Origin of the sequence: Streptomyces sp. CA2R106 (genome assembly GCF_037034245.1) — a bacterium.
Taxonomy (GTDB): Bacteria; Actinomycetota; Actinomycetes; order Streptomycetales; family Streptomycetaceae; genus Actinacidiphila.
In genome coordinates, this window is the sequence record NZ_JBAGKC010000010.1 from 136,734 (window position 1) to 158,181 (window position 21,448).

The 21,448-nt window shown below is 69.1% G+C and carries 19 protein-coding genes and 1 tRNA gene; 6 read left to right on the plus strand and 14 right to left on the minus strand.

The genetic code is table 11. The features are described 5' to 3' along the window. Nucleotides 1-10: 10 nt before the first annotated feature. The 9 genes from WA788_RS17430 to WA788_RS17470 form a co-directional block, all read right to left on the minus strand. Complete coding sequence (locus WA788_RS17430; RefSeq protein ID WP_335978280.1) at nucleotides 11-1,588, minus strand: MFS transporter; 1,578 nt, start codon at nucleotides 1,586-1,588, stop codon at nucleotides 11-13. Nucleotides 1,589-1,769: 181 nt separating this feature from the next. Then, entirely contained in the window at nucleotides 1,770-5,669 is a 3,900-nt protein-coding gene (locus WA788_RS17435) for a DNA-directed RNA polymerase subunit beta' (protein WP_335978282.1), read from the minus strand. A 92-nt stretch (nucleotides 5,670-5,761) separates the two neighbouring features. Next, a complete protein-coding gene (rpoB, locus tag WA788_RS17440; RefSeq protein ID WP_335978284.1) occupies nucleotides 5,762-9,247 on the minus strand; it encodes a DNA-directed RNA polymerase subunit beta in 3,486 nt (1,161 codons plus the stop codon). 562 nt (nucleotides 9,248-9,809) lie between these two features. After that, on the minus strand, nucleotides 9,810-10,196 hold the full coding sequence (rplL, locus tag WA788_RS17445; RefSeq protein WP_335978286.1) for a 50S ribosomal protein L7/L12: 387 nt from the start codon (nucleotides 10,194-10,196) through the stop codon (nucleotides 9,810-9,812). A gap of 152 nt (nucleotides 10,197-10,348) precedes the next feature. Then, a complete protein-coding gene (gene rplJ / locus WA788_RS17450) occupies nucleotides 10,349-10,891 on the minus strand; it encodes a 50S ribosomal protein L10 (RefSeq protein ID WP_335978287.1) in 543 nt (180 codons plus the stop codon). A gap of 303 nt (nucleotides 10,892-11,194) precedes the next feature. Then, nucleotides 11,195-12,106: a hypothetical protein gene (locus WA788_RS17455; RefSeq protein WP_335978289.1), complete on the minus strand. Its 912-nt coding sequence runs from the start codon at nucleotides 12,104-12,106 to the stop codon at nucleotides 11,195-11,197. 238 nt (nucleotides 12,107-12,344) lie between these two features. After that, the gene (rplA, locus tag WA788_RS17460; protein ID WP_335978291.1) at nucleotides 12,345-13,070 is read right to left on the minus strand and encodes a 50S ribosomal protein L1; all 726 of its coding nucleotides are present in this window, start codon (nucleotides 13,068-13,070) and stop codon (nucleotides 12,345-12,347) included. An 84-nt stretch (nucleotides 13,071-13,154) separates the two neighbouring features. After that, nucleotides 13,155-13,589 (minus strand): 50S ribosomal protein L11, encoded by a 435-nt coding sequence (gene rplK / locus WA788_RS17465; protein ID WP_202235499.1) that lies wholly within the window; start codon nucleotides 13,587-13,589, stop codon nucleotides 13,155-13,157. Between the two features lie 95 nt (nucleotides 13,590-13,684). Next, nucleotides 13,685-14,695: a helix-turn-helix transcriptional regulator gene (locus WA788_RS17470; protein ID WP_335978293.1), complete on the minus strand. Its 1,011-nt coding sequence runs from the start codon at nucleotides 14,693-14,695 to the stop codon at nucleotides 13,685-13,687. Nucleotides 14,696-14,792: 97 nt separating this feature from the next. Here WA788_RS17470 and WA788_RS17475 point away from each other — a divergent pair, with 97 nt between their 5' ends. Genes WA788_RS17475 through WA788_RS17485 form a run of 3 tightly spaced genes read left to right on the plus strand, consistent with a single transcriptional unit; the run spans nucleotide 14,793 to nucleotide 15,785 of the window. Continuing rightward, nucleotides 14,793-15,215, plus strand: coding sequence for a VOC family protein (locus WA788_RS17475; RefSeq protein WP_335978294.1), 423 nt, complete (start codon nucleotides 14,793-14,795; stop codon nucleotides 15,213-15,215). 31 nt (nucleotides 15,216-15,246) lie between these two features. Continuing rightward, complete coding sequence (locus WA788_RS17480) at nucleotides 15,247-15,519, plus strand: type II toxin-antitoxin system Phd/YefM family antitoxin (RefSeq protein ID WP_335978296.1); 273 nt, start codon at nucleotides 15,247-15,249, stop codon at nucleotides 15,517-15,519. Beyond that, a complete protein-coding gene (locus WA788_RS17485) occupies nucleotides 15,516-15,785 on the plus strand; it encodes a type II toxin-antitoxin system RelE family toxin (RefSeq protein WP_335978298.1) in 270 nt (89 codons plus the stop codon). The genes WA788_RS17480 and WA788_RS17485 overlap by 4 nt, the downstream gene beginning before the upstream one ends. A gap of 15 nt (nucleotides 15,786-15,800) precedes the next feature. Here the strand turns inward: WA788_RS17485 and WA788_RS17490 are convergent, their stop codons facing one another. Beyond that, entirely contained in the window at nucleotides 15,801-16,025 is a 225-nt protein-coding gene (locus WA788_RS17490) for a DUF397 domain-containing protein (RefSeq protein WP_335978300.1), read from the minus strand. A gap of 5 nt (nucleotides 16,026-16,030) precedes the next feature. Then, complete coding sequence (locus WA788_RS17495; RefSeq protein ID WP_335978301.1) at nucleotides 16,031-16,594, minus strand: DUF5753 domain-containing protein; 564 nt, start codon at nucleotides 16,592-16,594, stop codon at nucleotides 16,031-16,033. A 633-nt stretch (nucleotides 16,595-17,227) separates the two neighbouring features. On the opposite strand from WA788_RS17495, the gene WA788_RS17500 reads away from it, so the two are divergent. After that, nucleotides 17,228-17,398, plus strand: coding sequence for a hypothetical protein (locus WA788_RS17500; protein ID WP_335978303.1), 171 nt, complete (start codon nucleotides 17,228-17,230; stop codon nucleotides 17,396-17,398). 287 nt (nucleotides 17,399-17,685) lie between these two features. Further along, nucleotides 17,686-18,423 carry an SGNH/GDSL hydrolase family protein gene (locus tag WA788_RS17505; RefSeq protein ID WP_335978531.1) on the plus strand — a complete coding sequence of 246 codons (738 nt, stop codon included), beginning with the start codon at nucleotides 17,686-17,688 and terminating at the stop codon, nucleotides 18,421-18,423. 95 nt (nucleotides 18,424-18,518) lie between these two features. Here WA788_RS17505 and nusG read toward each other — a convergent pair whose 3' ends face one another. The 3 genes from nusG to WA788_RS17520 all read right to left on the minus strand — a co-directional run bounded on the left by nusG (nucleotide 18,519) and on the right by WA788_RS17520 (nucleotide 20,002). Then, nucleotides 18,519-19,454 (minus strand): transcription termination/antitermination protein NusG, encoded by a 936-nt coding sequence (nusG, locus tag WA788_RS17510; RefSeq protein ID WP_335978305.1) that lies wholly within the window; start codon nucleotides 19,452-19,454, stop codon nucleotides 18,519-18,521. An 87-nt stretch (nucleotides 19,455-19,541) separates the two neighbouring features. Continuing rightward, on the minus strand, nucleotides 19,542-19,823 hold the full coding sequence (secE, locus tag WA788_RS17515) for a preprotein translocase subunit SecE (RefSeq protein ID WP_335978306.1): 282 nt from the start codon (nucleotides 19,821-19,823) through the stop codon (nucleotides 19,542-19,544). A gap of 106 nt (nucleotides 19,824-19,929) precedes the next feature. After that, nucleotides 19,930-20,002: transfer RNA gene (locus tag WA788_RS17520), tRNA-Trp, on the minus strand. Between the two features lie 162 nt (nucleotides 20,003-20,164). On the opposite strand from WA788_RS17520, the gene WA788_RS17525 reads away from it, so the two are divergent. Then, nucleotides 20,165-21,403, plus strand: a complete 1,239-nt coding sequence (locus WA788_RS17525) for a pyridoxal phosphate-dependent aminotransferase (protein WP_335978308.1) — start codon at nucleotides 20,165-20,167, stop codon at nucleotides 21,401-21,403. Nucleotides 21,404-21,448: the final 45 nt, after the last annotated feature.

Below are 21,448 nucleotides of genomic sequence, written 5' to 3' on the forward strand. Positions count from 1 at the left end.
GTGGTCCTCCTCAGCGGGTGTCCGAAGCCCGGTCGTCGACGGTCATGAAGCCGGAGCCGGCGAGTTCGGCCTCCTCCTCCATCATAGGGACGACCGCCGCGGCCTCCTCGGCCTTCGCCCGTACCCGGCTGCCGCCGCCCAGCCCGGGCAGCACGAAGCTGATCACGGCCGTGGCCACGGCCAGCGCCGACGCGAAGAGCAGTGCCGTCTCGAAGCCGGACACCTTCGGCAGGGCGCTGCCCGCCGGGGTGTGCGCCATCAGCACCGCGGCCGACAGCGCGCTGCCCAGCGTCAGGCCGATGCTGCGCAGCACCTGGTAGAAGCCGGTCGCGCTGCCGGTCTCACTGGCCGGCACCGCGCGCACGATGAAGCCGGGCATCGCCGCGTAGGTGAAGCCCATCCCGAAGCCGGCGATCCCGGTGACCACGAACGCCTCCCACAGGTGGGAGTGCTCCAGCGCGAAGAAGCCGGTGCCGAAGGCGAAGATCAGCGAGCCCAGCGGGATCATGCTGCGGGTGCCGAACCGCCGTTCGTAGATCCCGAGGAAGCGGCTGGCCACGAAGTTCGCCGCCGCGTAGGGCATCAGCACCAGGCCGGAGACGACGAGCGAGGCGCCGAAGCCGTAGCCCCGGTCCGTCGGGACCTGGACGAACTCGACCACCACCGGCAGCAGCAGGTACATCGCCACGCTGATCAGGAAGCCGCCGGTGTCGGCGGTGAGCACCGAGCGGTTCTTCACCTGGCGCAGGTCGATCAGCGGGTCGGTGGTGCGCAGCTCATACGGAATCCAGGCCGCGAGCAGCACCAGGCTGGCGGCGAAGATGCCCAGGGTGCGGGCCGAGGTCCACCCCCAGCCGCCGGCTTCGCTGAGCGCCACCGAGAGCCCGACGACGACCAGGCTGATCAGGGTCGCGCCCACCGTGTCGAACCGCCGCGAGGGGACGTCCGCCCGGCCGGGCAGCACGAACGCGGCGAGCAGGAAGGCGGCGCCGACGGTGATCGCGCCGAACCAGTACGCGCCCCGGTAGTCGAAGGTCTCGGCGATCAGCGCGGTGACCGGGTAGCCGAGGCCGGCGCCGATCGCGGCGGTCACCGAGAGCGTGGCGATCGCCTGCCGCGACTTCTCGGGGGTGAGGTTGCGCCGGGCGACGGCCATCGCCACCGGCAGCAGTCCGAGGCCGACCCCTTGCAGGCCGCGCCCGACGATCAGCATCGCGAAGCCGTTGGACAGGGCGGCGACCACGCAGCCGGCGACCACCGAGCCGAGCGCGGCGAGGATCACGTCGCGCTGCCGGGGCCCGTCGGAGAGCCGGCCCATCAGCGGGGTGGCGAGGGCGCCGGTCATCAGCGTGATGGTCAGCAGCCACTCCGCGGTGCTCAGCGAGACCCCGTCGGCGTCGGCGATGGTGGGGATCAGCGGGGCGCCCAGGCTGGAGACGACCGACATCAGCGAGCCGACGATGATCAGGGTCGGCCCGAGCAGCCGCAGCCGCAGCCCGCTCGGTAGGGCCCCGGGGCCGGTGGCCCCGCCTGTTATGTGTGCGCTGCTGGACACGGTGCCGCCGCTCTCCCCGGGTTCGGATGTCACCGGGCGATGTCACCCGGTGATGTCATCAGATGATGACAACTGGAGATAACGGTATCACGCAACTATCTCGGCCCCGAACGGGGCCGGGCGGGCGGCCCCGGGCACGCACGCGAAAGGGCGGCCGCCCCGGAACCCCGGGGCGGCCGCCCTCCATGACCGCTCAGGCCGTCAGGCCCACGCCTCAGCCGTTGTACGGGCCGTAGTCGTAGTCCTCCAGCGGCACCGCCTGGCCGGAGCCGGTGCCGAACGGGCTGTAGTCGATGTCGTCGTAGCCGACGGCCGAGTACATCGCGGCCTTGGCCTCCTCAGTCGGCTCCACCCGGATGTTGCGGTAGCGGGACAGGCCCGTACCGGCCGGGATGAGCTTGCCGATGATGACGTTCTCCTTCAGACCCAGCAGCGAGTCCGACTTCGCGTGGATCGCCGCGTCCGTCAGCACCCGGGTCGTCTCCTGGAAGGAGGCGGCCGACAGCCAGGACTCGGTGGCCAGCGAGGCCTTGGTGATACCCATCAGCTGCGGGCGGCCCGAGGCCGGGTGACCGCCCTCGGAGACCACGCGGCGGTTCTCGGTCTCGAACCGGCCGCGCTCGACCAGCTCGCCCGGCAGCAGCTCCGCGTCGCCGGACTCGATGATCGTCACCCGGCGCAGCATCTGCCGGATGATGATCTCGATGTGCTTGTCGTGGATCGACACGCCCTGCGAGTTGTAGACCTTCTGCACTTCCTGCACCAGGTGGATCTGGACCTGGCGCTGGCCGAGGATGCGCAGCACGTCGTGCGGGTTGGTCGCGCCGTAGGTGAGCTTCTGGCCCACCTCGACGTGGTCGCCCTCGCCGACCTGGAGCTTGACGCGCTTGGAGATCGGGTAGGCGATCTCGTCGGCACCGTCGTCCGGGGTGACGATGATCTTCTTGGTCTTCTCGGTCTCCTCGATCCGGACCCGGCCGGCCGCCTCGGAGATCGGCGCGACACCCTTGGGCACGCGCGCCTCGAAGAGCTCGACCACACGCGGCAGACCCTGCGTGATGTCGTCACCGGCCACACCACCGGTGTGGAAGGTACGCATCGTCAGCTGGGTGCCGGGCTCACCGATCGACTGGGCGGCGATGATGCCGACCGCCTCGCCGATGTCCACCAGCTTGCCGGTGGCCAGCGAACGCCCGTAGCAGTAGGCGCAGGTGCCCACCGCCGACTCGCAGGTGAGGATCGAGCGGGTCTTGACCTCCTCGACGCCGTGCCGCAGCAGCTGGTCGATGAGGACGTCGCCCAGGTCGACGTTGGCGGGGGCGATGACCTTGCCGTCCACCACGACGTCCTCGGCGAGCATCCGCGCGTACACGCTGGTCTCGACGTCCTCGGCCTTGCGCAGCGAGCCGTCCTCGGCGCGCTCGGCGATCCGCAGCTTCAGACCGCGGTCGGTGCCGCAGTCCTCCTCGCGGATGATCACGTCCTGCGAGACGTCCACCAGACGACGGGTCAGGTAACCCGAGTCGGCGGTGCGCAGCGCGGTGTCGGCCAGACCCTTACGGGCACCGTGGGTGGAGATGAAGTACTCCAGCACGGACAGGCCCTCGCGGAAGGACGCCTTGATCGGACGCGGGATCGTCTCGTTCTTGGCGTTCGACACCAGGCCGCGCATACCCGCGATCTGACGCATCTGCATCATGTTTCCGCGGGCACCCGAGTCGACCATCATGAAGATCGGGTTGGTCTTCGGGAAGTTGGCGTTCATCGCCTGGGCGACCTCGTTGGTCGCCTTGGTCCAGATGTTGATCAGCTCGTCCGAGCGCTCCTGCTTGGTGATCAGGCCGCGCTCGTACTGCTTCTGGACCTTCTCGTCGAGCGCCTCGTAGGAGGCGATCAGACCCTTCTTCGCCTCGGGCACCACGATGTCGGTGACGGCCACGGTGACGCCCGAACGGGTCGCCCAGTGGAAGCCGGCCGCCTTCAGGTTGTCGAGCGTCGCCGCCACGATCACCTTCGGGTACCGCTCGGCGAGGTCGTTGACGATCTCGGAGAGCTGCTTCTTGCCGACCGCGTAGTCCACGAACGGGTAGTCCTCGGGCAGCAGCTCGTTGAAGAGCGCCCGGCCCAGGGTGGTGCGCAGCCGGAAGCTGTCACCGACCTGGTACGGCTCCTCGCCCTCCACCGGCTCCGGCGGGGTCCAGCCGCGCGGCGGGACGGTGCCCACCGGGAAGCGGATGTCCACCTTGGCCTGCATGGACAGCTCGCGCGCGTCGAAGGCCATGATCGCCTCGGCGGTCGCGCCGAACGCCCGGCCCTCGCCGATGACCTCGCGCTCCTCGGAGTCCGTGGTCAGGAAGAACAGGCCGAGCACCATGTCCTGGGTCGGCATGGTGACCGGGCGGCCGTCGGCGGGCTTGAGGATGTTGTTCGAGGACAGCATCAGGATGCGGGCCTCGGCCTGCGCCTCCGCGGACAGCGGCAGGTGCACGGCCATCTGGTCGCCGTCGAAGTCCGCGTTGAACGCGGTGCAGACCAGCGGGTGGATCTGGATGGCCTTGCCCTCGACGAGCTGCGGCTCGAACGCCTGGATGCCCAGCCGGTGCAGGGTCGGCGCGCGGTTGAGCAGCACCGGGTGCTCGGCGATGACCTCTTCCAGCACGTCGTACACGACCGTGCGGCCGCGCTCGACCATGCGCTTGGCCGACTTGATGTTCTGCGCGTGGTTGAGGTCCACCAGGCGCTTCATCACGAACGGCTTGAAGAGCTCCAGCGCCATGGCCTTGGGCAGGCCGCACTGGTGCAGCTTGAGCTGCGGGCCGACGACGATCACCGAGCGGGCGGAGTAGTCCACGCGCTTGCCGAGCAGGTTCTGGCGGAACCGGCCCTGCTTGCCCTTGAGCATGTCGGAGAGCGACTTCAGCGGACGGTTGCCGGGGCCCGTCACCGGGCGGCCGCGGCGGCCGTTGTCGAAGAGCGCGTCGACGGCCTCCTGGAGCATCCGCTTCTCGTTGTTCACGATGATCTCGGGCGCACCGAGGTCGAGCAGGCGCTTCAGGCGGTTGTTGCGGTTGATCACCCGGCGGTACAGGTCGTTCAGGTCGGAGGTGGCGAAGCGGCCACCGTCGAGCTGGACCATCGGACGCAGGTCCGGCGGGATCACCGGGACGCAGTCCAGCACCATGCCGCCGGGCTTGTTGGTGGTCTGGAGGAACGCGGAGACCACCTTGAGCCGCTTCAGGGCGCGGGTCTTCTTCTGGCCCTTGCCGGTGCGGATGATCTCGCGGAGGCGCTCGGCCTCCTCCTCCAGGTCGAAGGACTCCAGGCGCTTCTGCAGCGCCGCGGCACCCATCGAGCCCTGGAAGTACGTGCCGAAGCGGTCGCGCAGCTCGCGGTAGAGCAGCTCGTCGCCCTCCAGGTCCTGGACCTTGAGGTTCTTGAAGCGGGCCCACACCTCGTCGAGCCGGTCCAGCTCGCGCTGGGCGCGGTCGCGCAGCTGCTTCATCTCGCGCTCGGCGCCCTCGCGCACCTTGCGGCGGACGTCGGCCTTGGCGCCCTCGTTCTCCAGCTCGCCGAGGTCGGCCTCCAGCTTCTTCTGCCGGGCCTCGACATCGGCGTCGCGGCGCTGCTCGACCTGCTGGCGCTCCACGGAGACCTGGGCCTCCAGGGAGGGCAGGTCGCGGGTGCGGCGCTCGTCGTCCACCCAGGTGATCATGTACGCCGCGAAGTAGATGACCTTCTCCAGGTCCTTCGGGGCGAGGTCGAGCAGGTACCCCAGGCGCGAGGGCACGCCCTTGAAGTACCAGATGTGGGTGACCGGCGCGGCCAGCTCGATGTGGCCCATCCGCTCACGCCGCACCTTGGCGCGGGTGACCTCGACGCCGCAGCGCTCGCAGATGATGCCCTTGAAGCGGACACGCTTGTACTTGCCGCAGTAGCACTCCCAGTCCCGGGTGGGGCCGAAGATCTTCTCGCAGAAGAGCCCGTCCTTTTCCGGCTTGAGGGTGCGGTAGTTGATGGTCTCGGGCTTCTTGACCTCGCCGTGCGACCAGGTCCGGATGTCGTCCGCGGTGGCCAGGCCGATCCGCAGCTCGTCGAAGAAGTTGACGTCGAGCACTGTGTCGTCAATCCCTCTCAGGGTTGATTCTCAAATGGTCTGAACGGGTCGCGGGAGAGCCCGTCCGGTGGGAGACCGGACGGGCCGGCCCGTCAGACCTCTTCGACGCTGCTCGGCTCGCGCCGGGACAGGTCGATGCCGAGCTCCTCCGCCGCACGGAACACGTCCTCGTCGGTGTCCCGCATCTCGATGGACATGCCGTCCTTGGACAGCACCTCCACGTTGAGGCAGAGCGACTGCATCTCCTTGATGAGCACCTTGAAGGACTCGGGGATGCCGGGCTCGGGGATGTTCTCGCCCTTGACGATGGCCTCGTAGACCTTCACGCGGCCGAGCACGTCGTCGGACTTGATGGTCAGCAGCTCCTGGAGCGCGTAGGCGGCGCCGTACGCCTCCAGCGCCCACACCTCCATCTCGCCGAACCGCTGCCCGCCGAACTGCGCCTTACCACCCAGCGGCTGCTGGGTGATCATCGAGTACGGGCCGGTGGAGCGGGCGTGCAGCTTGTCGTCCACCAGGTGGTGCAGCTTGAGGATGTACATGTAGCCGATGGAGATCGGCTCCGGGAACGGCTCGCCGGAGCGGCCGTCGAACAGCCGCGCCTTGCCGGAGGGCCGCACCATCCGGTCGCCGTCGCGGTTGGGGATCGTGGCCTCGAAGAGACCGACGATCTCGTCCTCGCGGGCGCCGTCGAAGACCGGCGTGGCCACGTTGGTGCCCGGCTCGACCCGGCCGGCGCCGATGCCGTCCAGCCGCTGGGCCCACTCCTCGGCGATGCCGGAGACGTCCCAGCCCTGCTTGGCGAGCCAGCCGAGGTGGATCTCCAGCACCTGGCCCGGGTTCATCCGGGACGGGACGCCGAGCGGGTTGAGGATGATGTCGACCGGGGTGCCGTCCTCGGTGAACGGCATGTCCTCGACCGGCAGGATCTTGGAGATGACGCCCTTGTTGCCGTGCCGGCCGGCGAGCTTGTCGCCGTCGGTGATCTTGCGCTTCTGGGCGACGTAGACCCGCACCAGCTGGTTGACGCCGGGCGGCAGCTCGTCGCCCTCCTCGCGGTCGAAGACGCGCACGCCGATGACCTTGCCGACCTCGCCGTGCGGCACCTTCAGGGAGGTGTCGCGGACCTCGCGGGCCTTCTCGCCGAAGATCGCGCGCAGCAGCCGCTCCTCCGGGGTCAGCTCGGTCTCGCCCTTGGGCGTGACCTTGCCGACCAGGATGTCGCCGGCGACCACGTCGGCGCCGATCCGGATGATGCCACGCTCGTCGAGGTCGGCGAGGACCTCCTCGGAGACGTTCGGGATGTCCCGGGTGATCTCCTCCGGGCCCAGCTTGGTGTCGCGGGCGTCGACCTCGTGCTCCTCGATGTGGATCGAGGACAGGACGTCGTCCTGCACGAGGCGCTGCGACAGGATGATCGCGTCCTCGTAGTTGTGGCCTTCCCACGGCATGAACGCGACCAGCAGGTTCTTGCCGAGGGCCATCTCGCCCTCGTCCGTGGACGGTCCGTCGGCGAGCACCTGGCCGGCCACCACGCGGGCGCCCTCGTCCACGACGACCTTCTGGTTGAACGAGGTGCCCTGGTTGGAGCGGGAGAACTTGGCGACCCGGTAGGTGGTGTAGGTGCCGTCGTCGTTGGTGACCGTGACGTAGTCGGCGGAGACCTCCTGGACCACGCCGTCCTTCTCGGCCTTGATCACGTCGCCGGCGTCGACCGCGCAGCGGTACTCCATGCCGGTGCCGACCAGCGGCGCCTCGGCCTTGATCAGCGGCACGGCCTGGCGCATCATGTTCGCGCCCATCAGGGCGCGGTTGGCGTCGTCGTGCTCCAGGAACGGAATCATCGCGGTGGCGACCGACACCATCTGGCGCGGCGAGACGTCCATGTAGTCGACGTCGTCGCCGGGGATGTAGTCGATCTCGCCGCCGCGGCGGCGGACCAGCACGCGGGACTCGGCGAACCGCAGCTCGTCGGTGAGCGGCGCGTTGGCCTGCGCGATGACGAAGCGGTCCTCCTCGTCGGCGGTCAGGTAGTCGACGTGGTCGGTGACCTGGCCGTCGGTGACCTTGCGGTACGGCGTCTCGATGAAGCCGAACGCGTTGACCCGGCCGTAGGAGGCGAGCGAGCCGATCAGGCCGATGTTCGGGCCTTCGGGGGTCTCGATCGGGCACATCCGGCCGTAGTGCGACGGGTGCACGTCGCGGACCTCGAAGCCGGCCCGCTCACGGGACAGGCCGCCGGGGCCGAGCGCGTTGAGCCGGCGCTTGTGCGTCAGGCCCGACAGCGGGTTCGTCTGGTCCATGAACTGGGAGAGCTGGCTGGTGCCGAAGAACTCCTTGATGGAGGCGACGACCGGCCGGATGTTGATCAGGGTCTGCGGCGTGATCGCCTCGACGTCCTGGGTGGTCATCCGCTCCCGGACCACGCGCTCCATACGGGCCAGGCCGGTACGGACCTGGTTCTGGATCAGCTCGCCGACGTTGCGGATGCGGCGGTTGCCGAAGTGGTCGATGTCGTCGGTCTCGACGATGATCGACCGGCCGGAGTCGCCCACGGTCTCGGTCTCGCCCGCGTGCAGCTTCACCAGGTACTTGATGGTGGCGAGGATGTCCTCGGTGGTGAGCACGCCGGCGTCCAGCGGCGCGTCGCTGCCGAGCTTCTTGTTCACCTTGTAGCGGCCGACCTTGGCCAGGTCGTAGCGCTTCGGGTTGAAGTAGAGGTTCTCCAGCAGGGTCTGGGCGGCCTCCTTCGTCGGCGGCTCGCCCGGGCGCAGCTTGCGGTAGATGTCCAGCAGCGCGTCGTCCTGGCCCTGGGTGTGGTCCTTCTCCAGGGTGGCGCGCATCGACTCGTACTCGCCGAACTCCTCGAGGATCTGCTCGGTGGTCCAGCCGAGCGCCTTGAGCAGCACGGTCACCGACTGCTTGCGCTTGCGGTCGATGCGCACGCCGACCATGTCGCGCTTGTCGATCTCCATCTCCAGCCAGGCACCCCGGGACGGGATGATCTTGGCGGAGAAGATGTCCTTGTCGGACGTCTTGTCGATGGAGCTGTCGAAGTACACACCCGGCGAGCGGACCAGCTGCGAGACGACGACACGCTCGGTGCCGTTGATGCAGAAGGTGCCCTTGCTCGTCATCAGGGGGAAGTCGCCCATGAAGACGGTCTGGGACTTGATCTCGCCGGTCTCGTTGTTGGTGAACTCGGCGGTGACGAAGAGCGGGGCGCCGTAGGTGAAGTCGCGCTCCTTGCACTCGTCGAGCGAGTTCTTCGGCGGCTCGAAGCGGTGGTCACGGAACGTGAGGGACATCGACCCGGAGAAGTCCTCGATCGGGGAGATCTCCTCGAAGATCTCCTCCAGACCGGACTTCCTGGGGACGTCCTGCCCACTGTCCAGGGCCGCCTCGACCCGGGCCTTCCATGCCGCGTTGCCGAGCAGCCAGTCAAAGCTCTCGGTCTGGAGCGCGAGGAGGTTCGGAACTTCGAGCGGTTCACGGATCTTCGCGAAAGAGATGCGCAGCGGGGCGGTGCTTGCGCCGTTGTTCGAATGGGTGGTCGAGGCGTTGCGCGAGGCGGCCAAGAGGGGGTCCTTCCGAGGGCTCGGACTCACTACGCGCGTACCGGACCGAACCCGAGCTGAAGAGAAAAGCCCTGATGACAGGCTTCCTCACGAGTGCTCGGACACGGGCATACCCCTGGTGACGGGCCAGGCAGCAGCTAACAGGCAGCGCAAAGGGTCAGTGTAGCCACTTGGCCCACTGATGTCCAGGCTGAGATTCGGAGTACCGAATCGTCGCCCCCTCCGCCCGTCTCACGGCCGCGTCCGCCCGGCCCTCGGAGCCCGGGTCCCGCGTCCGTCATCCATCATGTCCTGCCTGCCGCGCGGACCACCGCAAGCGGGTCCACCCGACCACCAACGCATCCATTCCCGCTTCGCCGGCGATCCATGCATCCGGCCCCTGACGAAGTGTGGGGCCGGCGGGCACCGGACCGGGTGACCGCGGGTGGCGGCGCGTCCTGAGAATTGCGCGCCGCGTGCCATCCGTCAAGGCCCAAGCCTCGCGGAGATCGAAAACGACCGAGGGCGGCCACCCGTTCGGGTGGCCGCCCTACGGCGGGTGGAGCAGCTGCGGAGCGAGGTGTTACTTGACCTCGACCGAAGCGCCGGCGCCCTCGAGGGACTCCTTCGCCTTGTCCGCGGCTTCCTTGGTGGCCTTCTCCAGGACGGGCTTCGGGGCGCCGTCCACGAGGTCCTTGGCCTCCTTCAGGCCCAGCGAGGTCAGCTCACGCACGACCTTGATGACCTGGATCTTCTTGTCACCGGCGCCGGTGAGGATGACGTCGAACTCGTCCTTCTCCTCGACGGCCTCGGCCGGGGCGCCCGGGGCACCGCCGGCGGCGGCGACCGCGACCGGAGCGGCGGCGGTGACGTCGAACTTCTCCTCGAACGCCTTCACGAACTCGGAGAGCTCGATGAGGGTCAGGCTCTCGAACTGGGCGAGCAGTTCGTCCTGGGTCAGCTTCGCCATGATTGGCGTCCTTCCATTCATTCGGCTGGTGCCGTGGTGTACATGTCGGCGGGCGTACGTCGGGCCCGCGGCGACCGCTCCCGCTCCGCGAGCGACCGGTACGGGTACCGGGCGCCCCGCCGGGTCAGGCGGCGGTCAATGTGCGAGCCGAGTTACTCGGCACCGCCCTGCTCTGCCTCGGCCTCGGCCTTCTTGGCCCGAAGCGCCTCCGCGGTGCGGACGAACTTCGACGGGAGCGCCTGGAAGAGCGCGGCAGCCTGGGACTGCTTGGCCTTCATGGCACCCGCCAGCTTGGCGAGCAGAACCTCGCGGGACTCGAGGTCCGCAAGCTTCTTGATCTCGTCGGCGGACAGCGCCTTGCCGTCAAGGACACCGCCCTTGATGACGAGAGCGGGGTTGTCCTTGGCGAAGTCGCGCAGACCCTTCGCCGCCTCGACCGGGTCACCGGTCACGAAGGCGACGGCCGACGGACCCGCGAACAGGTCGTCGAGCGTGTTGATCCCGGCCTCGTTGGCCGCGATCTTGGTCAGCGTGTTCTTCACCACGGCGTACGTGGCGTTCTCACCGAGCGAACGGCGCAGCGTCTTGAGCTGCGCCACGGTGAGACCGCGGTACTCGGTCAGCACTGCGGCGTTCGAGCTGCGGAACTTGTCCGTCAACTCGGCAACCGCGGCAGACTTGTCGGGCCTCGCCATGAGTCTCGGCCTCCTTCCGGGTGATTGCGGACCGCCCGGTTGACGAAGGGGACGTGACTGGCGCGAGCAACACAAACGCCCCGGGCGCAGGCGCACGGGGCGGAACTCGACGAGAGGGCGTCAGCACTCCCGGAGATCTTCATCCGGTCACCTACGCGGGCCGTCCGCACCGAGCGGAATCCTTCGGCCGCCCCACCCGTTCCCGGGCAAGGCGACAACCTGCGGTCTTTGGCTTCGCCGCAACGGTACGGGTACAGGCCGCCGAAGAGCAAATCGCCTCCGCGGTACCGCTGGACCGGCGGCCTACGAGGCCTGGTCGAGCAGGTGGGAGAAGTCGGTGGTCTGCGAGGCCGGCGGCGCCGCGACGTGGACCTTGAGACCGTAGTCGGAGTAGAAGACCCTCGTCGACAGCAGGCCCTGCTTGCTGGTCGCGCGACTGGCCGACTCGACCGGGAGGTTGTCCTTCGACACCCACAGGTCGACCGTCTCGGTGGTGATACCGGCCTTGGTGAGCTGCTGCCGCACCGCCTGGAACTGTGCGGCGGTCAGGTGCGGGGTGCTCTGCCGGGTGACGGTGGCGACATCGAGGGTGCCCCGGTAGTGGGTGGCCGGAACGCCGCGTACGGTCTCCTGGCCGACCGCGCGCACGTCGGGCGACGCCAGCACGATGTCCACCGTGCGGGTGGGATTGCCCTCGTCCAGCTGGTCCTTGGCGACGGCGCCCGAAGCACCGCTGAACTTGGCCAGATCGTCGCTGTCGTACCTGAACCACTCCTTGCCGCCGAGCTTCTTCGCGAAGGCCGGGCCGAGGTCCACGTAGTACGCGTCCGGCAGGTAGCGGATCTTCATACTGGCCATGCCCGCCTTCTGCATGGTCGCGAGGGACGAGCCGCCGGTGTACGTCATCTGCAGGTCGGCGAGCATGCCGTTCGACCAGTCCATCGAGCCGGTGACGCGCATCGACACCTCCGAGCCCATGGTCGTCGTGGTGTCCGTCCGCGCGGAGTACACGCTGTCGGTGCGCTTCTGCACGGTGGCCAGGGCATCGACGGCGTGGGCGACATCGCCGTGGGACGAACTGCCGCCGGACGCCGTGGACGTCGCGGTCCTCGGAGCGCCGGCCGTGTCGTGGCCGCCGCAGGCAGCCGTCAGGACCAGCAGCGCGCCCGCGGCCGCGGCCGCCCCCACAAGGCGCCGGACACGGGTATGTGACATGGAAAGGCCCCTTCCCCCCAGGGGCGAGCGCCCTTCGTGGGCCCGCCCCTCGTTCCCACGGGAAGACCCTATTCATTCCCGGGGGGAAGACCCTAGCGGTTTCCTGTGACGGCACGCCTGCGGGGCGTGCGGCCGTCCGGTCCGCACACGCGCGGGCGCCCCGCGACCGCCCGGGGGTGCCGGGGGGAGCGGGGCGCCGTGGTGCTGTCGTGCCGTCGTACTGCCGGCCGCACCGCCGTCAGAGGGCGGCGGGGTCCTCCTCGGTGAGGAGGTTGCGGGTGCGGTTGGAGTCGAGCGGGATGCCCGGGCCCATCGTGGTGGAGACGGCGGCCTTCTTGATGTAACGGCCCTTGGCCGCGGACGGCTTGAGCCGCAGGACCTCGTCCAGCGCCGCCGCGTAGTTCTCCACCAGCTTGGTCTCGTCGAAGGAGACCTTGCCGATGATGAAGTGCAGGTTCGAGTGCTTGTCGACGCGGAACTCGATCTTGCCGCCCTTGATGTCCGTGACCGCCTTCGCCACGTCCGGGGTGACCGTGCCGGTCTTCGGGTTCGGCATCAGACCGCGCGGGCCGAGCACGCGGCCCAGCCGGCCGACCTTGCCCATCAGGTCCGGGGTGGCGACGACGGCGTCGAAGTCGAGCCGGCCCTTCGACACCTCGTCGATCAGTTCGTCGGAGCCGACGATGTCGGCTCCCGCGGCTTCCGCGGCCGCAGCACGGTCACCGGTCGCGAAGACCAGGACCCGGGCGGTCTTGCCGGTGCCGTGCGGAAGGTTCACGGTGCCGCGGACCATCTGGTCGGCCTTGCGCGGGTCGACACCCAGGCGGAAGGCGACCTCGACGGTCGAGTCGAACTTGGTGGTCGCGGTCTCCTTCGCGAGACGGACGGCCTCCAGGGGCGCGTACACGCGCTCCCGGTCGATCTTGGCGTCCGCAGCGCGGAGAGACTTGCTGCGCTTGCTCACTTGCTGCTCCTACGTTGTCTTGGAGTCGTGGTCCGAGCCGAGCAGGCCCTTCCACTCACTGCCGGGTGTGGCCAGGTCGGCGGTTCAGCCCTGGACCGTGATGCCCATGGAACGGGCGGTACCCGCGATGATCTTCTCCGCGGCGTCCAGGTCGTTCGCGTTCAGGTCGGGGAGCTTCGTGGTGGCGATCTCCCGCACCTGCTCACGGCTGAGCGAGGCGACCTTCTTGACGTGGGGCTCGCCGGAGCCCTTGTCCACGCCCGCGGCCTTCAGGATGAGCTTCGCGGCCGGCGGGGTCTTGGTGATGAACGTGAAGGTACGGTCCTCGTAGACCGTGATCTCCACCGGGATCACCATGCCGCGCTGCGACTCGGTGGCCGCGTTGTAGGCCTTGCAGAACTCCATGATGTTCACGCCGTGCTGGCCCAGCGCGGGGCCGACCGGCGGCGCCGGGTTGGCCGCACCGGCGTTGATCTGGAGCTTGATCAGCCCCGTGACCTTCTTCTTCTTGGGAGGCATTGCTCTCTCCGGGTCTTGTTGAGAGTGTTCATGCCTGCGAGCAGGCATACCGCACCACGATAACGGGTACGGGGCCGCGCCCTGAAATCGCGAGGTCACCGCGGGTCGCGCAGCGCCGACCGGTGCAGGCGGCCGGCGAGGGCGGCGACCAGGTCGCGGAGCTCGGCGGGGCGCTCGACGGCGAACGGCAGGTCGAGCGCGGCCAGGACGCCGGGCAGCCAGTCCAGGCGCTCCACGTGCAGTTCCACGCGGAGCCAGCCGGCGGGGTCGTCCGGGTCGGTGGGCTCGCCGTCCCGGGCGGCCGGGGGCTTCGTCACGACCGCGACGGACGCCGGCAGGCGGGTGCGGACCTCCTCCACGCTACCGGCGATCCGCAGCACCACCTCGTACCGGTAGCGCGCGGTGGCGAACCCGGTCAGCACGCGCTCGGCCGGGTCGACGCCGGCGGGCGGGGAGAACGAGCCCGGCAGGGTGCGCGCCTCCGCGACGCGGTCGAGCCGGAACGTACGGTCCTCGCCGCCGGGCACCAGCGCGCCCGTGACGTACCAGCGGCCGGAGTGGACCACCAGGCCGTACGGGTGCAGCGTCCGTACGGTGGCGCGGCCGCCGGCGGCGGTGTGGCGGAAGGCGACCGGGCGGTGGTGGCGCACCGCGTCGGCGAGCGTGAGCAGCACGGCGCTGTCCGGCGCGGCGGGTTCCGCGCCGCCCGGGGCGGTGAGGGCGAGGGTGTCCAGCACGGTGTCGAGCCGGGCGCGCAGCCGCGCGGGCAGCACCCGGCGGATCTTGGCCGCCGCGGTCTCGCCGGCGGTGGCCGCTTCCGTGGCCAGGCCGAGGCGGCGGCCCGCGACCAGGCCGAGGAGCACGGCGAGGGCCTCGTCGTCGCTGAGCATCAGCGGGGGCAGGCGGTAGCCGGGGGCGAGCCGGTAGCCGCCGTAGCGGCCGCGGACCGACTCGACCGGCACGTCGAGGTCGAGGAGGTGGTCGGCGTACCGCCGCACCGTGCGCTCGTCCACGCCGAGCCGGTCGGCGAGTTCGGCGACGGTGCGGGTGCCGCCGGACTGGAGGAGTTCCAGCAGGGTGAGCACGCGGGCGGTGGGCCGGGACATACCTGCGATTCTGCCTCGGATACCGGGCGGGTTCTGCCCGGTATCCGTCCTAACGTGCGGTGGAGAGAACAGCACCCGACGACGTACGGAGCACCCCATGGAGTTCGCCTCGACCCGCATCATCACCGACGACGTGGCCCGCCTCGTCGGCTTCTACGAGCGCGTGACCGGCGTACGGGCCGACTGGGCCACCGAGGACTTCGCGGAGATCCGCACCCCGGGGGCGACCCTGGCGATCGGCAGCACCCGCACGGTCCCCCTCTTCGCACCCGGCTCCGCCCGGCCCGCCGCCAACCACAGCGCGATCATCGAGTTCCTCGTGCCCGACGTGGACGCCGCCTACCGCGACCTCGCCGGTTCGGACTTCGTCAACGAGCCCACCACGATGCCCTGGGGCAACCGCTCCCTGCTGCTCCGCGACCCCGACGGCACCCTCGTCAACCTCTTCACCCCGGTCACGGCAGCCGCCCGCGAGAGGTTCGCCATGGATCAGGCGGCCACCGTTCATCCTCGGAGGTGACTGTGTACACATATCTGCGTACACTGGTGCCATGACCGAGAACACCGTGACCGTACGGGAAGCGCGCGCGCATCTCGCGGATCGCATCCACGACGCCGAAGAGGGCACGCCGACCGTCATCACCCGGAACGGCGAGCCCGTGGCGGCCCTGGTACCGATCGCGGACCTCAACGCCCTGGAGGAGGCCGCCGACCTGCTGCTGGCCCGGGAGGCGGAAGAGGCCCTCGCCGAGGGAGGCCCCACGGTGACCATGGCCGAGTTGCTGGCCGACCTGTTCGCCGAACGGGCTGACGGCGCGGCATGAAGTACGCATTCCGTTTCCTCCCCGCGGCGCAACGCCAGCTCCGTGCCATCGATCGGCCCGCCGCGATGCGCATCCTCACCGCGCTCACCGCGCTCGGTGACGATCCTTACCGCGAAGACGCGGACGTCAAGAAGCTCATAGGCCCGTCCGACCTCTATCGGCTCCGCGTCGGCGCCTACCGCGTCGCCTACCGGGTCGAGGACGGTGAACTCCTCATCCTGGTCGTCAAGGTCGGCAACCGACGCGATGTCTACCGCGCCCTCTGACAGCACACGGCCGGCTCACCCGTCGAAACGGCCCCCGCGCACAGCCGCCACGAATTGGGCGAACGAGTCCGCCGGGAACACCAGCGCCGGGCCCGCCTTGTCCTTCGAGTCCCGCACGGCCACCTGCCCGGTGGGGGTCAGATCGGCGACCTCGACACAATTGGTGCCGTTCTCCTGGCTGTACGACGACTTGAACCAGGCGTCTTCGGCCACAAGGTCAGGAGCCGTGCGGTGCGTCATGTGGATCAGATCTCTCCGGCTAGTCGGTGCAGGAAGGTCGGGGTCTCGCCCGGCGCCAGGGCTCCTGCCCGCAGTGCGTCGAACCGGCGAGTGAACGCCCAGATGGTGGTGTCCTTGTCGCTGACGTTCGACCCTTCGGGCCCGTCGGTCTGGACGACCGTGAGCTGCGGGGACTCGAACTCCAGCAGGTTGAAGTTGAAGCTGGACCTGTACGTCTCGCCGTCCATCGGCAAAACCTGGACTGTCACATTATCGAGCTTCGTCAGGCGGATGATTTCCTCGTACTGCTCACGCATGACGTCCGGACTGCCGATCCTGCGACGCAGTGCCGCCTCATCGAGGATCGCCCACAGCTCCAGACGCCCCTCCATGGTCGTGAGCCGTTCCTTCCGCTCCATCCGTAGCTGGATGTGGCGCTCCACCAACTCCGTGGTGTGCTCCTCGACAGGCTTTGCGACTTGGAGCATCTCCCGAACGTAGCGCTCGATCTGGAGAAGGCCGACCACCACGCTCGGGTGCGACGCACGGATCGCACGGGCGCCCGTCTCCAGACCGACGTACATCGCCATGCCTGACGGCATCACGCTGCGGTACTGCGACCACCAACCGCGGTTGAGGGAGTCCCGGTGGATCTCCGCGAGGAAGTCGGTGCCGCCATGAGTCTGCCTCCCCGTGTACCGAGTCCACGAGCTCGACGCGAGAGCCCCGAGCGTTTAACGGACAGTCCGCGCTCCGTCACTCCAAGCGTACGACAGCACATATGCCATCGTGGGCGAAATTTACGAAGAAGCTTGCGTGCAGGATTTCCGGGACTGGACGATTGAGGGGCCGTCGGGCAATCAGCCCTGGTGGAAGGCCACTTGATCCGGCGCCCCACTCCTCGAAGGAACCGTCGAGGACGAGGTGGCGGCGGACCGGGACGGGCACGGGGTGCTGTGGGCCCGGATGGGCGAGGCGGTGGGGGTCGGGCGGCCCGACTACCGGGCCATGAGCTCCCACCGCCAACGCGTCGCCGCACTCTGCAAGTTGTGCCAGGTGTGCGGGAAGCCGGCCGACCGCAGCGCCAAGGGCTGGCTCTTCCTGATGCCGGATGGAGGCGAAACGGAGGATCTGGAAGGGACGTTGACCACGAAGCCGCCGGTCTGCGGCCCCTCGCCAAGGTTGCCGTACGGCACTGCCCGCACCTCGCGGCACCGCTCTTCGTGCACTCCCGCAAGCCCCGCGTCTGGGGCGTGTTCGGCGGGTTCGTCACGCCCTCCCCCACCCGCGGTCTGGTCAACTCCGCGGACACGTACATGCCGTACGGCGACCGGGAGGCGGCGCCCTGGTTCCTGGCCTCCCAACTCGTCCTGGAACTCACCCGTTGCGGCTGAACGACGGCTCCACGCCGTGGCCGGACGGCCGTTCACCCCCGCACAACCCCTCGGCACGCCAGTGCGCCCCGGGGTGTCTCACGTGTCGCTGTCCAACACACCTGATTCCTGGGTACCACTGACTGACACTCAGGTCTACGCGTGGAGAATTCTTGGCATGGACACTTCCCAAGGGAAGCTACCGCGCGGTACCAAGGTGACGCAGCGATCCCGCCCTTGGAGGTTTCGTGAGACTCACAAAGTCCCTTACCGCTCTTGCCGCCACGGGGTTCGCCCTGGTGACAGCGATGTTGCTGGCGGCTCCGGCACAAGCCGCCGGGCCGGCGTACGTCGCGCTGGGCGACTCGTACGCAGCCGGCAACGGGGCCGGCAACTACATCAGTTCCAGCGGTGACTGCCACCGCAGCAACAGCGCGTACCCGGCCCTGTGGGCCAGCGCGCACAGCCCCTCCTCGTTCACGTTCGCCGCGTGCTCCGGCGCGGTGACCACGGACGTGATCAACAACCAGCTCAGCGCGCTGAACTCGTCCACCGGCCTGGTGAGCCTCACCGTCGGCGGCGACGACGCGGGCTTCTCCGACGTGATCACCACCTGCGTCACCGGCTCCGACGACACCTGCGTCAGCCGGGTCAACACCGCCGAGTCGTACATCACGAACACCCTTCCGGCCCGGCTGGACGCGGTGTACAACGCGGTCCACTCCAAGGCGCCCTCAGCGAAGGTCGTCGTGCTGGACTACCCGCACCTGTACAAGCTCAACACGCTCTGCCTCGGCCTCAGTTCGACCAAGCACAACAAGCTCAACGAGGCTGCCGACCTGATCGACTCGGTCATCTCGGCCCGCGCCTCCGCGCACGGCTTCACCTTCGGCGACGTGCGCACCACGTTCAGCGGCCACGAGCTGTGCTCCGGCGACGACTACCTGCACTCCCTGGTCATCAGCCCGACCTGGGAGTCCTACCACCCCACCGCCACCGGCCACTCCAAGGGCTACCTGCCGGTCCTGACGACCGACGCGTCCTGACCCGCACCCCCAGCACACGCAAGAGCCCCCGGCCGACGGGAGAACCGCCGACCGGGGGCTTCTTGGGAAGCCGGGGAACCGCGTCCCCGTGGAACCTAGTTCTTCTGGATCTGGTCGAAGCTCAGCTCGACCGGGGTCTCGCGGCCGAAGATCTCCACCAGGCCCTTGACCTTCTTGGAGTCCGGGTTGATCTCGTTGATCGTCGCCTGGAGGGTGGCGAAGGGGCCGTCGGTGACGGTGACCGAGTCGCCGACCTCGAAGTCGAGCACCTGGACCTCGACCTTGCGCGGCTGGGCCGTGCCCTCGGCGATCGCGGCGGCCTCGGCCGCGGCCTCCACCTCGGGGGCGAGCATCTTGACGATCTCGTCCAGCGTCAGCGGGTAGGGGTCGTAGGCGTTGCCGACGAAGCCGGTGACACCCGGGGTGTTGCGGACGACGCCCCAGGACTCGTTGGTGAGGTCCATGCGGACCAGCACATAGCCCGGGAGCTTGTTCTGCCGGATGGTCTTCCGGTCGCCGTTCTTGATCTGGACTACTTCTTCCTGGGGCACTTCGGCCTGGTAGATGTACTCCTCGACGTTGAGCGAGACGGCGCGCTGCTCCAGGTTGGACTTCACGCGGTTCTCGTAGCCGGCGTAGGTGTGGATGACGTACCACTCGCCGGGCAGGGTGCGCAGCTCCTCGCGGAACGCGGCGACCGCGTCGACCGGCTCGGCTGCCGGGGCCTCGGCCTCATCGGCCTCGTCGGCGTCCTCCGCGGCCTCGTCGCCCGCGGTCTCGTCCGCCGCCTCGTCGTCAGCGGCTTCCTCGTCCGCGGCCTCGTCGGTGTCCGCTACATCGTCGGCGCTGTCGGCGCCGTCGGCGTCCTCGGTGTGCACGGCTTCCTGCTCCGCCGGCTCCCCCTCGGCCAGGTCCGCAGCCTCGGCCTCGTCGATGTCGCCGTCAGCAGCGTCGACGATGTCGAGCGCGGACTCCTCGTCCGCCGCGGACTCGTCGGTGACGTCGGCATCGTGCGCGTTGGGGTCAGACACGTGACTGCTCTTCCTGACTTCTCAAAGGGTGGGACATACGGCTCGCCGCCGAGCACACCGGCGCGGGCCGCGGGTTCGAGCGAAGGCTCATCCGAAGACGTACGAGACAAGCTTCTCGAAACCGTAGTCAACCACGCTGACGAACGCGATGACGACGACAACGAACACAATCACCACAGTGGTGTACGTCGACAGGTCATTGCGGCTCGGCCAGACGACCTTGCGCAGTTCGGCGACGATCTGACGGTAGAAGAGCGCGAGACGACCGAGCGGGCCCTTCTTGCCGCGCTTACCACCGCGGCGGGGCTTCTTGCCGGTCTCCTTGTCGTCCTCAGCAGGGACCTCAACGGAGTCCGTGATCTCAGTCACTCGTCCTCACCTGACTCCGGGTCGTGGCCATGCCGCGCCCGTCGCGCGGTACGGCGAGTGCTTCTGTCTGCTACCTGCGCCCACGCCCACCGTCGGACGTGTGGAGCAGGGTCGGAGGGACTCGAACCCACAACCCCTGGTTTTGGAGACCAGTGCTCTGCCAATTGAGCTACGACCCTACGTAGACACCCCCAACGTACCGCAACGGTACGACAGGAGGGCCACGACCGATGAGTGTACGTGGTCCGGGCCGCCCCGTCGAACGCCTTGCACGCGAAAGATCAAAACCGGCCCGGTGAACTCGGGTGCCGGGGCCGCCCGGGGAATGGGACGATGCACCCATGAGCGCAGCCACTCCCTCCGCACAGTCTGCTACCGACCGGCGGGTATCGGCCCGTATCGGGGCGATCTCCGAGTCCGCGACGCTGGCCGTGGACGCCAAGGCCAAGGCCCTCAAGGCGGCCGGGCGCCCGGTGATCGGCTTCGGTGCCGGCGAGCCCGACTTCCCCACCCCCGACTACATCGTCGACGCGGCCGTGGAAGCCTGCCGGAACCCGAAGTTCCACCGCTACACGCCGGCCGGCGGCCTGCCCGAGCTGAAGGCCGCCATCGCCGCCAAGACGCTCCGCGACTCCGGCTACGAGGTGGACGCCTCGCAGGTCCTGGTCACCAACGGCGGGAAGCAGGCGATCTACGAGGCGTTCGCCGCGGTCCTCGACCCGGGCGACGAGGTCATCGTGCCCGCGCCGTACTGGACCACCTACCCGGAGTCGATCCGGCTCGCCGGCGGCGTGCCGGTCGAGGTCGTCGCCGACGAGACCACCGGCTACCGGGTGTCGGTCGAGCAGCTGGAGGCGGCCCGCACCGAGCGCACCAAGGTGGTGCTCTTCGTCTCCCCGTCCAACCCGACCGGCGCGGTCTACGGCCCGGCCGAGACCGAGGCGATCGGCCGCTGGGCGGTCGAGCACGGCCTGTGGGTGCTCACCGACGAGATCTACGAGCACCTGGTCTACGGCGACGCGGCCTTCACCTCGCTGCCCGCGGTCGTGCCCGAGCTGCGCGACAAGTGCCTGGTGGTCAACGGCGTCGCGAAGACCTACGCGATGACCGGCTGGCGGGTCGGGTGGATCATCGGCCCCAAGGACATCGTCAAGGCGGCCACCAACCTCCAGTCGCACGCCACCTCCAACGTCAACAACGTGGCGCAGGCGGCCGCGCTCGCCGCGGTCAGCGGCGACCTGTCCGCGGTCGCGGAGATGCGCGCCGCCTTCGACCGCCGCCGGCAGACGATCGTCCGCATGCTCAACGAGATCGACGGCGTGGTCTGCCCGGTCCCCGAGGGCGCGTTCTACGTCTACCCGTCGGTGAAGGCGCTGCTGGGCAGGGAGATCCGCGGCAGGCGCCCGCAGAACTCGGTCGAGCTGGCCGCGCTCATCCTCGACGAGGCCGAGGTCGCGGTGGTGCCCGGTGAGGCGTTCGGCACACCCGGCTACCTGCGGCTGAGCTACGCGCTGGGCGACGAGGACCTGGTCGAGGGCGTCTCGCGGCTCCAGAAGCTGCTCGCGGAGGCCACCGCCTAGGACGCTCCGGCCGCCTTGTACGGCCGACCGCCCTTTCGGGCAAGC